The organism is Pseudomonas sp. B21-019 (assembly GCF_024749225.1).
Classification (GTDB): Bacteria; Pseudomonadota; Gammaproteobacteria; order Pseudomonadales; family Pseudomonadaceae; genus Aquipseudomonas.
The window spans coordinates 4,289,343-4,301,769 of sequence record NZ_CP087193.1 but is presented as its reverse complement, the minus strand read 5'-3'; the positions used below and the strand labels follow the sequence as shown (position 1 = coordinate 4,301,769).

The following is a 12,427-nucleotide window of genomic DNA, read 5'->3' as shown; positions in this document are numbered from 1 at the left end:
GGACTCCTCAGGCGATCTGCGCGGCAGCGACGGCTTCGGCAGGCTGCGAGGCCCGCACGGTGCGCCAGGTGTTGTAAGCCATCAGCAGCATGCCGCTGAGGAAGATCGCGCCGCCCACCAGTCGCACGATGAAGCCAGGATGGCTGGCCACCAGGGTTTCGACGAAGGAGTAGGTCAGCGTGCCGTCCTCGTTGACTGCGCGCCACATCAGGCCCTGGGCGATGCCGTTGACCCACATCGAGGCGATGTACAGCACGGTGCCGATGGTGGCGAGCCAGAAGTGCGCGTTGATCAGGCCGATGCTGTGCATCTGCTCGCGGCCGAAGACTTTCGGGATCATGTGGTACAGCGCACCAATGGAAATCATCGCCACCCAGCCGAGCGCGCCGGCGTGAACGTGGCCGATGGTCCAGTCGGTGTAGTGGGAGAGGGCGTTGACCGTCTTGATCGCCATCATCGGCCCTTCGAAGGTCGACATGCCGTAGAACGCCAGGGACACCACCAGGAAGCGCAGGATCGGGTCGCTGCGCAACTTATGCCAGGCACCCGACAGGGTCATCATGCCGTTGATCATCCCGCCCCAGCTCGGCGCCAGCAGGATCAGCGACATCACCATGCCCAGCGACTGCGCCCAGTCCGGCAGCGCGGTGTAGTGCAAGTGGTGGGGACCGGCCCAGATGTACAGGGTGATCAGCGCCCAGAAGTGCACGATCGACAAGCGATAGGAATACACCGGGCGTTCGGCCTGTTTCGGCACGAAGTAGTACATCATTCCGAGGAAACCTGCGGTGAGGAAAAAGCCTACGGCGTTGTGGCCGTACCACCACTGCACCATGGCATCGGTCGCACCGGAGTACAGCGAGTAGGACTTGGTCAGACTCACCGGCAATTCCAGGTTGTTGACGATATGCAGGATTGCCACGGTGATGATGAATCCACCGAAGAACCAGTTACCGACATAGATGTGCTTGGTCTTGCGCTGCATGATCGTGCCGAAGAACACGATGGCGTAGGCCACCCAGACGATGGTGATCAGGATGTCGATCGGCCATTCCAGTTCGGCGTATTCCTTGGAACTGGTGTAACCCAGCGGCAGGCTGATCGCCGCCAACAGGATCACCAGTTGCCAGCCCCAGAAGCAGAACGCGGCGATTTTCGGCGCAAACAATCGAGTCTGGCAGGTACGCTGTACCGAGTAGAACGAACTGGCGAACAACGCGCAGCCGCCGAAGGCGAAGATCACCGCGTTGGTGTGCAGCGGGCGCAACCGGCCGAAACTGGTCCATGGCAGATTGAAGTTGAGTTCGGGCCAGACCAACTGGGCGGCGAGAAAAACCCCGAGCCCCATGCCGACGATGCCCCACACCACCGTCATAATGGCGAATTGGCGGACCACCTTGTAGTTGTAGGCGGTACTGATAGAAGTGTTCATGGTTCCCCATCCACGGTTCAGCCGAAGTGAGGGCCTGTCTTTGCGAGTAAGCCGCAAGGCAGACGCTCCCTTCGCCTGGAGTTATAGGCAGACTAAAAGCGAGGCAAGCATGGACAAACAGCACAAGGCCAGTATTGACGGGGATCAATGGGCGCAGTGCGTGCGGGATCACGGATGGCTGTGGAATGCCGCCTCGGTGCCGGCCTCGGCGACACTGATTCTCGCCCATGGCGCCGGTGCGCCGATGGACAGCGGCTGGATGAGCGACATGGCTGCACGCCTCGCCGATCAAGGCGTCAACGTATTGCGCTTCGAGTTTCCGTACATGGCCCAGCGGCGAGTGGACGGCGGCAAGCGCCCACCGAATCCAGCGCCGAAGTTGCTGGAATGCTGGCGCGAGGTGTACGCCGTGGTGCGACGCCATGTCACTGGGCGTCTGGCCATTGGCGGCAAGTCCATGGGCGGGCGGATGGCCAGTCTTTTGGCCGATGAGCTGGAAGCGGATGCGCTGGTGTGCCTCGGTTATCCGTTTTATGCCGTCGGCAAACCGGAGAAACCTCGGGTTGAGCATTTGGCTGCGCTAAAGACACGGACGTTGATTGTGCAGGGCGAGCGCGATGCGCTGGGCAATCGTGAGGCCGTTGAGGCTTATACGTTGGCGCCGGGTATCGAGGTGTTCTGGCTGGAGGCGGCGGATCATGATCTGAAGCCGTTGAAAGCTTCAGGGTTTACGCATGAGCAGCATTTGGACGCGACAGCGAAGAAGGTCGCCGGGTTTCTGTGAGAAGCAAGATCAAAAGATCGTCCGAACGCGGCCCGAGCCTTCGGCAGCTCCTACGGGGTGTACGCCGTTCAAATGTAGGAGCCGGCGCAGCCTGCGATCTTTTGACTTTGTTGTCAGCGGTTAAACCGCTCCACCAACGAATACTGTGTATTCGCGGTTTTGGTCAGTTCTTCACTCAGCAGCGCCGAGTTCTGTGCCTGTTCCGAGGTCTGGTCTGCCAGTTGTGAGATGTTGCTGATGTTGCGGCTGATTTCTTCGGCCACCGAACTTTGCTCTTCGGTCGCGGCAGCGATTTGGGTGGTCATGTCAGTGATGTGGGCCACCGCTTCGCTGATGCCCACCAGCGCCTGATCCGCTTCCAATACCCGCGCAACACCTTCTTCAGCCTGGCGATGACCGGCCTCCATGGTTTGTACCGCCGTGCTGGCGGTTTGTTGCAGCTTGGCGATCAGGGCGTGGATCTGCCCGGTGGATTCGCTGGTGCGCTGCGCCAATTGGCGCACTTCGTCGGCCACCACCGCAAAACCACGGCCCATCTCACCGGCACGTGCGGCTTCGATCGCAGCGTTCAAAGCGAGCAGGTTGGTCTGGTCGGCAATACCTTTGATCACATCGACCACGCCACCGATTTCGTCGCTGTCCTTGGCCAGTTGCGTAACGGTCAGGCCGGTTTCACCGACCACCACCGACAGGCGTTGGATGGCTTCGCGGGTTTCGCCGGCAATGTCGCGACCGCGCCCGGTCAGGCGATTGGCTTCCTGAGTGGCGTCGGCGGTGCGCTGCACGTGACTGGCGACTTCCTGAGTGGTAGCGGCCATCTGATTGACGGCGGTCGCCACTTGCTCGGTTTCGACGCGCTGACGTTCCAGGCCGGTGGAGCTGTTGTGGGCCAGGGTGTCGGACTGTTTCGCTTGTTCGTTCAGATGCTCGGCGGTGTCTTGCAGGCGCGTCAGGCAGGTTTTCAGGCGAGCTTCCTGGCTGAGAATGGACATTTCCAAGCGTGCCTGGGCACCGCGGCTGTCGGTGTACATCTGCGCGATCAGCGGGTCGGACGTGGTCTGTTCGGCCAGGCGCAGCAAACGCTTGATGCCGCGCTGTTGCCAGCTCAAGCCCATCAAGCCCAACGGCACCGAAAGACCGGCGGCGAGGGCGAAGCCCCATTGCGACGTCAGGGTGGCGCCGATCATGAAGCTCAACTGGCTGACCAGAATGAACGGCAGCCAGTCCTGAAGCACCGGCAACCACTTATCCCTTTGAGGAACGGCTGACTTGCCCTGATTGATGCGTTGGTAGAGCGCTTCGGCACGGCGGATCTGCTCGGCGGTGGGCTTGACCCGCACCGACTCGTAGCCGATCACCTGATTGCCTTCGAACACCGGTGTGACATAGGCGTTAACCCAGTAGTGGTCACCGGTCTTGCAGCGATTCTTGACAATGCCCATCCATGGCAAGCCTTGTTTCAGTGTGCCCCACATGTGCGCGAACACCGCAGCCGGGACGTCGGGATGACGAACCAGGTTATGCGGCGCACGGATCAGTTCCTCACGCGAAAACCCGCTGATTTCGATGAAAGCATCGTTGCAGTAGGTGATCATGCCCTTGGCATCGGTGGTGGAAATCAACCGTTGCTGCGCCGGGAAGGTCCGTTCGCGTTGTGTAATGGGCTGGTTGTTACGCATGGCTTTTTCAATCCGCAAGGCTTTGATGGTGTATCGGCATCGTCAGGCATTTATTGAAGTTTTTTTTCAATAAATCAGTAACGCGTCGCAAAACGACCGCTGCGTCATCATCCCGCGAGCATCGGATACGTGAACAAGCCGAAATGCAGCAGATTCAAACCAAAATGGGTGGCGATGGCGGCGGCCAACCCACCGAAACGGTAAGCCAGGCCATAGCCGACACCGGCCAGGCTGGCCAGTAACACCCATTGCCAGCCTGCGCCCAGATGAACGAGGCCAAATAGCAATGATGCGAGCACCAGCGCGAGGCTTTCGCCATAAGGCAGGTGTTTGAACTGCCGGCTCAGACCGCCCTGGATGTAGCCGCGAAACAGCGCTTCTTCCACCAGCGTCACCAGCAACAGATTGTTCAGCATCCACAGCCAGGCCTGATCCGGCCATTTCGGTGCCCAACTGATCACGCCCAGCAATAGCGCACCACCCAGAGCCAGTACGGCACTCACGGTCAGGGCGAGGGCGGTGGCATACACGGACAGGCGCAGGGAGCGCCGGCCGATAATCCACGGACAAACCAGCAACAGCCAAAAGCCGATCAGGGGTTTGTCCTGATTCAGGTACATGGCGAACCGCACGGCATCGTCGGTGAAACGCAGGGGATCGATAGCGCGACCGTTGTAGAAACCGGGAAGCCAGTGTGTCGCCAGCGCCACCGCCAGGACGATGAACAAGCCGTGGCCGAGGTGGCGGCCGAGGGGAATCTGTTGTTGGCGAACGGCGAAACCGGCGATCAGCAGTAACCCGAAAGAAATGGCAGCCAGCCAGCCGAGATGGCCGTAGATCAAAGCCAGGCTGTAGCCGAGCGAGAGAAGTGCCAGATAGATCCATGGCAGAGCGATCATTTGAAGTCCTTGAGGGCGGAGGTGCCTGTTTTCTTGGGGCGCGCAATTATAGAGACATACGTCGCCCAAACAAAAACACCGCCCGAAGGCGGTGTCGTTGTCAGCTGGCTGTTACGAGGCAATCAATTGCCGCAACACGTAATGCAAAATCCCTCCGGCCTTGAAGTACTCCACCTCGTTCAGCGTATCAATCCGGCACAGCACCTCGACCTTTTCCTTACTGCCGTCTTCACGGGTGATGACCAGTGTCAGGTTCATCCGCGGAGTCAGTTCGACGCCCGTCAGGCCAAGAATGTCCAGGGTTTCCTTGCCGGTGAGGTTCAGGCTTTTGCGGTTCTGATCCAGCTTGAACTGCAGCGGCAACACGCCCATGCCCACCAGATTTGAACGGTGAATCCGCTCGAAGCTTTCTGCGATGACGGCTTTGACCCCCAGCAGGTTGGTGCCCTTGGCCGCCCAGTCACGGCTCGAGCCGGTGCCGTATTCTTGCCCGGCAATCACCACCAGCGGCGTGCCCGACGCCTGGTAACGCATGGCCGCGTCGTAGATCGGCAGCTTCTCCCCGGTCGGAATGTAAATCGTGTTGCCGCCTTCTTCACCACCGAGCATTTCGTTGCGAATGCGGATGTTGGCGAAGGTGCCGCGCATCATCACTTCGTGGTTGCCTCGACGCGAGCCGTAGGAGTTGAAGTCCCGCGGTTCCACCCCTTGCTCACGCAGGTAACGGCCGGCAGGGCTGTCGACCTTGATGTTGCCGGCGGGGGAGATGTGGTCGGTGGTTACCGAATCGCCGAGCAGCGCGAGGACTTTCGCTCCTTCGACATCCTTGACCACTGGCGCAGGGCCGCCAATGTCATCGAAGAAGGGCGGATGCTGGATATAGGTCGAATCGTTGTTCCAGACATAAGTTGCCGCCTGCGGCACTTCGATGGCTTGCCACTGCTCGTCGCCGGCGAACACTTCGGCGTACTCCTTGTGGAACATCGCGGTGTTCACCTGAGTCACCGCGTCGGCGATTTCCTTGGTGCTCGGCCAGATGTCTCGCAGGTAAACCGGGTGGCCGTCCTTGTCGTTACCCAAGGGCTCAGTGCTGATGTCGATGCGCACCGTGCCGGCCAATGCATAGGCGACGACCAGGGGCGGGGAGGCCAGCCAGTTGGTTTTCACCAGCGGATGCACACGGCCTTCGAAGTTGCGGTTGCCCGACAGCACCGAGGCGACGGTCAGGTCAGCTTTCTGGATGGCTTTTTCGATCGGCTCCGGCAACGGCCCGGAGTTGCCGATGCAGGTGGTGCAGCCATAACCGACCAGGGCAAAGCCGAGTTGGTCGAGGTAGTGGGTCAGGCCGGCTGCCTTGTAGTAGTCGGTGACCACTTTCGAACCGGGGGCCAGCGAACTCTTGACCCAGGGTTTGCGCTTGAGGCCTTTTTCCACGGCTTTTTTTGCCAATAGTCCAGCCGCCATCATCACGCTGGGGTTGGAGGTGTTGGTGCAGGAGGTGATCGCGGCAATCACCACCGCACCGTTTTTCAGCCGATGCGTATGGCCTTCGTGGGCGTAGTCCGCTTCACCGATCAGATCGGCGTTGCCTACCGCGACGCCACCGCCGCCCTCACTTTCGAGGCGACCTTCTTCCTTGCTGGTCGGTTTGATTTGCAAGCCGAGAAAGTCGGTGAACGCTTGCGCGACATTCGGCAACGAGACACGGTCTTGTGGGCGTTTCGGCCCGGCGAGGCTGGCCTCGACGCTGCCCATGTCCAGGGCCAGGCTGTCGGTGAACACCGGCTCTTTGCCAGGTAGGCGCCACAGGCCTTGAGTCTTGCTGTAGGCCTCCACCAGTTTCACGGTTTGTGCTGTGCGGCCGGACAGGCGCAAATACTCCAGTGTCACTTCGTCTACCGGGAAGAAGCCGCAGGTGGCGCCATATTCCGGAGCCATGTTGGCAATAGTTGCGCGGTCGGCCAGCGGCAGGTCGGCGAGGCCGTCGCCATAGAACTCGACGAATTTGCCGACCACGCCTTTCTTGCGCAGCATCTGGGTGACGGTCAGCACCAGGTCGGTGGCGGTGATGCCTTCCTTGAGCTTGCCAGTGAGTTTGAAGCCGATCACTTCCGGAATCAGCATCGACACCGGTTGGCCAAGCATCGCCGCTTCCGCTTCGATCCCGCCGACGCCCCAGCCGAGTACGCCGAGGCCGTTGATCATGGTGGTGTGGGAATCGGTGCCGACCAGGGTGTCGGGGAAGGCATAGGTGCGGCCGTCCTCATCCTTGGTCCAGACGGTGCGACCCAGATATTCAAGGTTTACCTGGTGACAGATGCCGGTGCCCGGCGGCACCACGCTGAAGTTGTCGAAGGCGCTCTGGCCCCAGCGCAGGAAGGCGTAACGCTCGTGGTTGCGCTGCATTTCGATGTCGACGTTCTGTTCGAAGGCGCTACTGCTGGCGAATTTGTCGACCATCACCGAGTGGTCGATCACCAGGTCCACCGGCGACAGCGGATTAATGCGCTGCGGGTCGCCACCGGCCTTGGCCATGGCGGCGCGCATGGCGGCCAGGTCGACTACGGCCGGGACACCGGTAAAGTCCTGCATCAATACCCGCGCGGGGCGGTATTGGATTTCGCGGTCGGAGCGACGCTCCTTGAGCCAGGCGGCAATCGCCTTGAGGTCGGCGCCGGTGACGGTTTTCTCGTCCTCCCAGCGCAGCAGGTTTTCCAGCAACACTTTCAACGACATCGGCAGCTTGTCCAGATCGCCCAGGCTCTTGGCGGCTTCGCGCAGGCTGAAATAGTGATAGGTCTTGTCGTCGACTTGTAAGGTTTTAAGGGTTTTCAGGCTATCGAGGGACGGCATTGAAATGACTCCTTTAAGTCCACACGGCTACGGACTGAGGGAAGGGCAGAGGTTTAAACCTAGTCCTGTTTGGTGCTTAAGGCTAATAACTGGACCCTAAGGGCAAGTCCAAGGTTCCGAACTCGGCTATCATGCGCCGGTTTTCGTGACAGGCTTTGCTTCAACGCAAGTCTGGGCATCGCGCAGTGGCGCAATTTTTCCGCCAACTGCCCAGGAGTAAGAATGAACACCCTCTTTATGCATTGCCGGCCGGGCTTCGAAGGCGAAGTCTGTTCCGAGATTTCCGAACATGCCGCGCGGCTGAACGTGGCCGGTTATGCGAAGGCCAAGACCGCCAGCGCCTATGCCGAATTCATCTGCACCGAAGAAGACGGTGCCGAGCGCCTGATGCGTGGCCAGCGTTTCGCCGACCTGATCTTCCCGCGCCAGTGGGCCCGCGGGATCTTTATTGATCTGCCGGAAACCGACCGCATCAGCGTGATCCTCGCGCACATGGCGGACTTCCCGCTGTGCGGCAGCCTGTGGCTGGAGATGGTCGACACCAACGATGGCAAAGAGCTGTCGAACTTCTGCAAGAAATTCGAAGTGCACCTGCGCAAGGCGCTGATGGCGGCCGGCAAACTGGTGGAAGACGCCAACAAGCCACGGCTGTTGCTGACCTTCAAGAGCGGCCGCGAAGTGTTCATGGGGTTGGCGGAGTCGAACAACTCGGCGATGTGGCCGATGGGCATTCCACGCCTGAAGTTCCCCCGTGAAGCGCCGAGCCGTTCGACGTTGAAGCTGGAAGAGGCCTGGCATCACTTCATTCCCCGCGACCAGTGGGATGAGCGTCTGCACAGCGACATGACCGGTGTCGACCTCGGCGCCGCCCCTGGCGGCTGGACCTGGCAACTGGTCAATCGCGGCATGCTGGTGACCGCCATCGACAACGGCCCGATGGCCGAAAGCCTGATGGATACCGGTCTGGTGCAGCACTTGATGGCCGACGGTTTCACCTTCAAGCCCAAGCAGCCGGTGGACTGGATGGTCTGTGACATCGTCGAGAAGCCGGCGCGCAACGCGGCGATGCTGGAAGAATGGATTGGCGAGGGGCATTGCCGGGAAGCGGTGGTCAACCTCAAGCTGCCGATGAAACAGCGTTATGCCGAAGTGAAGCGCTTGCTGGAGCGTATTGCCGATGGGTTCAAGGCGCGGGGCATTCGGGTTGAAATCGGCTGCAAGCAGCTGTATCACGACCGTGAAGAAGTGACCTGCCATTTGCGCCGGCTTGACGTGAAAAAACCGAAATCCCGCTGATACACCCGAATTAATGTGCGGACTTGTGTGGCGAGGGAGCAAGCTCCCTCGCCACATACCCGGCAATGCGCGACAATGCCGGCAAGTTTCAGGAGTAAACCATGAGTGAAATGATCGATACGCCGGTTGACGGCACCCTCGACGCCACCGGCCTCAATTGCCCGGAACCGGTGATGATGCTGCACCAGCACATCCGTGATCTGGTGCCCGGCGGCCTGCTGAAGGTGATCGCCACTGACCCGTCGACCCGTCGCGACATTCCCAAGTTCTGCGTGTTCCTTGACCACGAGTTGGTGGCGCAGCACGAAGAGGCAGGCACCTACCTGTACTGGATCCGCAAGAAACTCGCTTAACGGGCACAAAAAAAGGGCCTGCATAGCCAGCTGCATAGCCAGGCCCTTTTTTGCGCTCGCTTAACCGGCCGAACGGCTAATGCGGATCCGCTTGCGTGCGCTGCGCGCCAGGCGGATCGACAGCATCAGCGCCGCGCAACTCAAGCCGACGATCAAGCCCTGCCACAGCCCGCTCGGGCCGCTCGGCGCACCGAACCAATCGGTCAGGCCCAAGGCGTAACCCACCGGCAAACCGATGCCCCAATAAGCGAACAGCGTCAGGATCATCGTCACTCGCGTGTCTTGATAGCCGCGCAGTGCACCGGCCGCCGTCACCTGGATCGCATCGGAAAACTGGAACAGCGCCGAGTACACAATCAGCATCGCGGCCACGTGAATCACCGTCGGGTCGGCGGTGTAGATCGCGGCGATGGGTTCACGCAGCAACAGCATCATGCTTGCGGAAATACACGCATAAGCCAGTGCCGTGCCCATGCCGACTCCGGCGGCGAAGCGTGCTTCGCGTGGTTCTTCACGGCCCAGTGCCTGGCCGACCCGCACGGTCACGGCCATGCCCAGGGAGTAGGGGATCATGAACACCAGTGAACTGAAATTCAGGGCGATCTGGTGCCCGGCGACCACCGTGGCGCCGAGGCTGCCGATCAGCAGGGCGATCACGGCAAAGATGCTCGACTCGGCGAAAACGGCGATGCCGATCGGCAGGCCGATGCCCAGCAAGCGTTTGATCACCGCCCACTGGGGCCAGTCGAAACGGCTGAACAACTGGCTCGACTGATAGGCCGGCGCCCACCGTTCCCAGCCGGCCATCCCCAGCGCCATCACCCACATCACGATTGCCGTGGCCCAGCCGCAGCCGACACCACCCATCGCCGACACACCAAAGTGACCATAGATGAAGATGTAATTGAGCGGAATGTTCAGCGTCAGCCCGCACAAGCCAAGGACCATGGCCGGACGCGTGCGACCCAGGCCATCACTGAAACAGCGCAATACGTGATAGAACGCGACGGCGGGCAGGCCGCTGGCGATGCCGTGCAGGTACTGCATGCACGGGCCGATCAGCTCGGGATCGACCTTCATGATATGCAGGATCGGTTCGGCGCTGAACAGCAGGCCGGTCGCCATCAAACCCACCACCAGCGCCAGCCACAAGGCCTGACGCACGATCGGGCCAATCTCGCTGTGAGTGCCGGCACCGAAGCGCTGGGCGACTTTCGGGGTGGTGGCCAGCAGCGTACCGGTCATCAACAGAAACACCGGCACCCAGATCGAGTTGCCTAACGCGACGGCCGCAAGATCGCGAGGCCCGACCCGTCCCGCCATCACCGCATCGACGAAGCCCATGGCGGTGGTCGCCAGTTGCGCGATCATGATCGGCAACGCCAGGCCGAGCAGGTTTTTCAGCTCCAGGCGAACCCGGGCCGGGCGGTTGAGGGAAATAGCGGCGGTGTGATCAGTCACGGAATTCAAGGCGAAACGTCCAAAGGATTTTGATGCGCGAGGCGGCGCATTCTACGCCTTGACGCAATGGTCAGGAAAAATCCTGTGTTACCGATTTGTAAATGGTTTCGAACGTTGCGACATTCTCTGTGGCGAGGGGGCTTGCCCCCGTTCGGCTGCGAAGCAGTCGCCAATCCATTGCACCTGGTGTGTCTGTAGTTGCACGCGCAGCTTCAAGGGGGCGCTTCGCAGCCCAACGGGGGCAAGCCCCCTCGCCACAGGGGCGGTGCTGTCTCATCACTTCGAGCTGCGCAATGCCCGCTGGCCCATGACGGTCATCTGCGCCTAAACTGCCGGTCCGCCAAAGGAGCCTGCCATGTTGATTGTTGCCGACGAAAATATCCCGCTGCTCGATGCCTTCTTCGAAGGTTTCGGTGAAATCCGCCGAGTGCCGGGACGTTCCATCGACCGCGCCACTGTCGAGCAGGCCGATGTGCTGCTGGTGCGCTCGGTGACCAACGTCAACCGTGCATTGCTCGAAGGCAGCAACGTGCGCTTTGTTGGCACGTGCACCATCGGCACCGATCATTTGGACCTGGACTACTTTCAGCAGGCCGGCATCACCTGGTCCAGCGCGCCAGGCTGCAATGCCCGGGGTGTGGTCGATTACGTGCTGGGCAGTCTGCTGACCCTGGCCGAAATCGAAGGAGTCGACCTGGCTCAGCGCACTTACGGCGTGGTCGGCGCTGGCGAGGTGGGCGGGCGGCTGGTCAAGGTTCTGCAAGGCCTGGGTTGGAACGTGCTGGTTTGCGATCCGCCACGGCAAGCCGCTGAAGGGGGCGATTACGTCAGTCTCGAGCAGATCATCGAGCAATGCGATGTCGTCAGCCTGCACACGCCGCTGGACAAACAGGGCCCTCAGGCAACCTGGCATCTGTTCGATAAAAACCGTTTGAACCAACTCAAACCCGGCACCTGGCTGATCAACGCAAGTCGTGGCCCGGTGATCGACAACGCCGCCCTGCGTCAGGTGCTGTTGCAGCGTGAAGATCTGCAAGCGGTGCTGGATGTCTGGGAGGCTGAGCCTGAAGTCGATGTAGCGCTGGCGGAGTTGTGTGTCATCGCGACGCCGCACATTGCCGGCTACAGCCTCGACGGCAAACAGCGCGGGACGGCGCAGATCTATCAGGCGTTTTGCAAATTTCTTGGGCAACCGGAACAGGTCAGCCTGAACGATTTGCTGCCAGCGCCATGGCTGTCGGCTGTTACGTTGAATGCTGATACCGATCCGGCCTGGGCGCTGGCGATGTTGTGCCGTGGCGTGTACGACCCGCGCCGTGATGACGCGGATTTCCGTCGCAGCCTTGTAGGCAATGTGAGTGAACAGCGTGCGGCGTTCGATGCGCTGCGCAAGCATTACCCGCTGCGGCGTGAGATCGATGGATTGAAAGTGCGGATTGACGGGGATTCGCCGGCGTTGCAGCAGATCGTGGCGGCCTTGGGCGCAACCTCGGCCTAGCAAACTGACCGGACCCCTGTAGGAGCTGCCGAAGGCTGCGATCTTTTGATCTTGCTTGTAATCCTCGGAAATCAAAAGCCAGGATCAAAAGATCGCAGCCTTCGGCAGCTCCTACACAAGCTACGCGAAACAGGCACCCATAAAAAACCCGGCCAACAGGGCCGGGTCAAGA

9 protein-coding genes are annotated in these 12,427 nt (G+C 60.7%); 4 read left to right on the top strand and 5 right to left on the bottom strand.

Going from position 1 to position 12,427, the window contains the following annotated elements; genetic code table 11:
• Positions 1-7: 7 nt before the first annotated feature.
• Positions 8-1,432, bottom strand: coding sequence for a cytochrome-c oxidase, cbb3-type subunit I (gene ccoN, locus LOY36_RS19000; protein WP_007942213.1), 1,425 nt, complete (start codon positions 1,430-1,432; stop codon positions 8-10).
• A 109-nt stretch (positions 1,433-1,541) separates the two neighbouring features.
• Between ccoN and LOY36_RS18995 the strand changes: the two genes are divergently transcribed.
• A complete protein-coding gene (locus tag LOY36_RS18995) occupies positions 1,542-2,216 on the top strand; it encodes an alpha/beta family hydrolase (RefSeq protein WP_258670145.1) in 675 nt (224 codons plus the stop codon).
• Between the two features lie 113 nt (positions 2,217-2,329).
• Here the strand turns inward: LOY36_RS18995 and LOY36_RS18990 are convergent, their stop codons facing one another.
• From LOY36_RS18990 to acnA, 3 genes are all read right to left on the bottom strand, one after another.
• Positions 2,330-3,895, bottom strand: coding sequence for a PAS domain-containing methyl-accepting chemotaxis protein (locus LOY36_RS18990; RefSeq protein ID WP_019579905.1), 1,566 nt, complete (start codon positions 3,893-3,895; stop codon positions 2,330-2,332).
• Positions 3,896-4,002: 107 nt separating this feature from the next.
• Positions 4,003-4,794: a CPBP family intramembrane glutamic endopeptidase gene (locus LOY36_RS18985; RefSeq protein ID WP_019648296.1), complete on the bottom strand. Its 792-nt coding sequence runs from the start codon at positions 4,792-4,794 to the stop codon at positions 4,003-4,005.
• A gap of 111 nt (positions 4,795-4,905) precedes the next feature.
• The gene (acnA, locus tag LOY36_RS18980; RefSeq protein WP_258670141.1) at positions 4,906-7,647 is read right to left on the bottom strand and encodes an aconitate hydratase AcnA; all 2,742 of its coding nucleotides are present in this window, start codon (positions 7,645-7,647) and stop codon (positions 4,906-4,908) included.
• A gap of 222 nt (positions 7,648-7,869) precedes the next feature.
• Between acnA and rlmM the strand changes: the two genes are divergently transcribed.
• Together rlmM and tusA are read left to right on the top strand one after the other, a co-directional pair.
• Positions 7,870-8,943, top strand: a complete 1,074-nt coding sequence (gene rlmM, locus LOY36_RS18975) for a 23S rRNA (cytidine(2498)-2'-O)-methyltransferase RlmM (RefSeq protein ID WP_258670139.1) — start codon at positions 7,870-7,872, stop codon at positions 8,941-8,943.
• 101 nt (positions 8,944-9,044) lie between these two features.
• Positions 9,045-9,296, top strand: coding sequence for a sulfurtransferase TusA (tusA, locus tag LOY36_RS18970; RefSeq protein WP_007907805.1), 252 nt, complete (start codon positions 9,045-9,047; stop codon positions 9,294-9,296).
• Between the two features lie 60 nt (positions 9,297-9,356).
• On the opposite strand, the gene LOY36_RS18965 is transcribed toward tusA, so the two are convergent.
• On the bottom strand, positions 9,357-10,766 hold the full coding sequence (locus LOY36_RS18965; protein ID WP_258670138.1) for an MATE family efflux transporter: 1,410 nt from the start codon (positions 10,764-10,766) through the stop codon (positions 9,357-9,359).
• Between the two features lie 346 nt (positions 10,767-11,112).
• On the opposite strand from LOY36_RS18965, the gene pdxB reads away from it, so the two are divergent.
• Positions 11,113-12,255 carry a 4-phosphoerythronate dehydrogenase PdxB gene (gene pdxB / locus LOY36_RS18960; protein WP_258670137.1) on the top strand — a complete coding sequence of 381 codons (1,143 nt, stop codon included), beginning with the start codon at positions 11,113-11,115 and terminating at the stop codon, positions 12,253-12,255.
• Positions 12,256-12,427: the final 172 nt, after the last annotated feature.

Coding starts and splice junctions, on each gene's coding strand:
- tusA (WP_007907805.1), top strand. CDS start 9,045: ATGAGTGAAATGATCGATACGCCGGTTGACGGCACCCTCGACGCCACC.
- ccoN (WP_007942213.1), bottom strand. CDS start 1,432: ATGAACACTTCTATCAGTACCGCCTACAACTACAAGGTGGTCCGCCAA.
- LOY36_RS18995 (WP_258670145.1), top strand. CDS start 1,542: ATGGACAAACAGCACAAGGCCAGTATTGACGGGGATCAATGGGCGCAG.
- acnA (WP_258670141.1), bottom strand. CDS start 7,647: ATGCCGTCCCTCGATAGCCTGAAAACCCTTAAAACCTTACAAGTCGAC.
- rlmM (WP_258670139.1), top strand. CDS start 7,870: ATGAACACCCTCTTTATGCATTGCCGGCCGGGCTTCGAAGGCGAAGTC.
- LOY36_RS18990 (WP_019579905.1), bottom strand. CDS start 3,895: ATGCGTAACAACCAGCCCATTACACAACGCGAACGGACCTTCCCGGCG.
- LOY36_RS18985 (WP_019648296.1), bottom strand. CDS start 4,794: ATGATCGCTCTGCCATGGATCTATCTGGCACTTCTCTCGCTCGGCTAC.
- pdxB (WP_258670137.1), top strand. CDS start 11,113: ATGTTGATTGTTGCCGACGAAAATATCCCGCTGCTCGATGCCTTCTTC.